General features: G+C 56.2%; 1 protein-coding gene and 1 pseudogene. Both read right to left on the bottom strand.

Annotation, left to right across the window (positions count from 1 at the left end; genetic code table 11):
* Window positions 1-60: 60 nt before the first annotated feature.
* Entirely contained in the window at window positions 61-2,463 is a 2,403-nt protein-coding gene (locus DD606_RS24370; RefSeq protein ID WP_129259356.1) for a type VI secretion system Vgr family protein, read from the bottom strand.
* Window positions 2,460-2,898: pseudogene (locus DD606_RS24365) on the bottom strand (type VI secretion system ATPase TssH); the annotation flags it as partial. The gene DD606_RS24370 and the pseudogene DD606_RS24365, both read right to left, overlap by 4 nt.

Raw genomic sequence — 2,898 nt, 5'->3', positions numbered from 1 at the left:
CGAGCGGAACTCCTGGCCGCTGGTGTTTCTGATGGGGTAACAGATTTTCACAGGCACTCCTTAGCGTGAGAAACGTCCGCGCCGCTGCGCAGGTATTACTGAAGGTCCATCCTGCTGTTGCTCTGCCGGGGAAACCGGGATCTGGCTGAGGCTGGTTCTTTCGAATACCTGCGCGACATTCTTCAGTGACGCCCCTGTACCAGGAACCAGATAGGTCGCCACTTTCATTATCATCATCCCTTCGGAGCCATGCTCTATCCCATTCTGGTTCAGCTTCAGGTATGACCCGCCGCCATTCAGCGTCAGCGTTTTCGGGGTGCTGATGATGATTTCATCTTCGCTGCTCGTCACGGTCAGTTGCTTTTCAGCAAACAACGCCAGGGTGTTGTGCTGAGCCTGTATTTCCACATCCCCCTGGTTTGCAACCAGCTTTGCTCCTTCCTTATGCACAAACAACCCCAGCGCCTTCTCCACCGAAACCGACAGGTTTTTCATTGCACCGATATCAAGGTGTTCACCTGCGTTTATCATGGTGTTCTTCGTACTGGTCAGTTGAAGATGTTCACCGGAGGTAACAGCCACTCCCTGCGGGGCGCTGGCCAGCAGCACCGCCGACTGAAGTTCTCTTAACCGTTCCGAGACCAGGTTAACCTGCGTGCTGATATCCGACACCAGCGCACCGGCTGCTTCAGCCGCGCCATTCAGCGCCTGCATCTGGCTGTTAGCCTTGTTAATCTGATTCACCGCCGGACTCATCTCCAGTACCGGCCCGTGCGCCTTCGGCTGTTCATGCGCGGACAGATAAAGTCCTTTCGCCGCACGGACCGCGCCATATTCATCCGTGCGCAGTTCAAAACCGCTACCGCGCTGTGAGCGCTGCGTATCAACCAGATGGCCCATATTGAGCTGGGTTTTGCCGTACTCCGTGGCGAGTTTGATATGCTCCTCACCGCGTTTGTCTTCAAGCCGCAGCTTGTTATTTGCAGGCGTGCGCAGCACGTTGCGCGTATGGTTATCACGAGTGACATGATCCGGATGTTCGGAGTCATGCAGGGCATATGCAATATACGGACGATCGGGGTCCCCGCTGTCAAACATCACCGACACTTCCGTGCCGTCAAGCAACGGCGCATGCCAGCCGTAGGTATCACCGGCATACGGTTTTGCCAGCCGCAGCCATAGATACGCATATCCCTGTTCAGTGCTGTTGCGGTCAAAGTCAAGCCTGACCCGGTAGCGTCCCTGTGAATCAAGCCAGGCGTAAGTGTCGCCTTTTTGCATGCTTTCCACCCTTGCCGGCAGCGAACCGGAGATCACCGGGCGGTTGAGCGATTTCGGGCGGTAACAGACCGTTTCACTGTATGGGATCCCCGCGAACTTCACCCGGAAACTGTCCTGACGCGAGCCGCTGGCTTCCACAGTAGTGATAACTATCCCGTCCTTCAACACCTCCGGCAGACCTGCATCCGTTTCCAGCACCTGGCCCGGTGTCAGATGCGGGCAGGAGCTGTGCCCACTGACGGTATACTGTTCGTTCAGGATGCGTTCATGGCGCAGACGAGCAAAGAACGCACCGGTTTCAGGACTTTCCGTATCGCCTGCTGTCAGAAACGGCTCTGCATAATGATAGATCTCACCTGTGGTGATCCCTTTCCGCCCGCTGACGCTGACCGTACTGTCCTGTGGCGTCAGCGCATCCCGGTAGTTGTAATCCCGGGTAGTCACCCCGCCGCTGACAACATGGTACGCGGTATGGATATCCCAGACACTTTCCTGCCCGCTGTCGCTCATGCCGGACGGGTTTCGCAGCGGCAGGGTCACGCCAAACTGATACTGCTCCGGGCTATCCTGGAAAATAATGACATCCTGTTCAAGACGGCTGTCCATTTCGAACCGCCAGAAAATTCCCACTTCGGCCAGCAGTCGCTGAATAAATTCAAGATCGGTTTCCCGCCACTGAGTAATCAGCTCTCGGGCTGGGTATTCACGGGACAGACGAAACTCAAAGTCCGCCCCTTCCAGACCGTGCCTGCGGAGTACTTTTTCCACGACGTCAGTAACGGAATGATTGAGAAAAATCTCACACCTTTTCGTTTTCGCTAACAGGGCGATACGTGGCACCAGCGCCAGGGTATATACGGTATCTTCTTTTGAGGTGGATACACGTTTAAACGATTCCACCATGCCATAAACGGTACGTACCGGCATAGCCGGCGTCCCGTCAAACACCGGGGTCTGAAACGTAAAAGATGCGGGTTTTAACAGCACAGCGTCACCGGCAATATCCGGCGAGGAAGAGGTCACGGAGATATCAAATCGCCAGGGTTGGCTCAGAGTCTCCACCGAACTGAATTTCAGTACATCAAGAAATTCAGTGCAGCCATGCACATCCAGCCGATAACGTGACTGACCGAGCAACTGCCTGACCAGACCAGTCGCATCGTTTAACAGTGAATCACTCATGGCTGTATTCCTCTATTCTCGCCATCAAATGCCAGCACAATCCCCTCCTCCTCATTCCAGCCCAGCGTAAGATGCTGCGGCTTCTGCCCCGCTGCCATATGCATCAGCAGCTGCTGGCTCAGCACCGGCAGAATCTGCTGGTTCAGCAGACTGTCAACATTGCGCGCCCCGGTGTCCGGCAGCAGGCAGGCGGCGGTCAGCGCGTCGTACAGGCTTTCGTGGATATCGGTCTTCATACCGTAGTGACGGTTGAGGCGTTTACTGACCTGCGCCAGCTTCATTTCCACGATGGTGCGCATCGCTGCCTGCGCCAGCGGACGGTAAATCACCGTCTGGAAGCGCGCCAGCAGCGCGGGCTGGAAGTGGTCCCGCAGGACAGGACGCAGCAGTTCATGCAGGTCCGGCTCTGTCGCCTCCGGCTGTTCCTCCAGCATC

Origin of the sequence: Enterobacter cloacae complex sp. GF14B, assembly GCF_004136805.1 — a bacterium.
In the GTDB taxonomy this organism is placed as follows: Bacteria; Pseudomonadota; Gammaproteobacteria; order Enterobacterales; family Enterobacteriaceae; genus Enterobacter; species Enterobacter hormaechei_C.
Note: the sequence above shows the minus strand (reverse complement) of the source record. Positions and strands in the feature narration are given on the sequence as shown.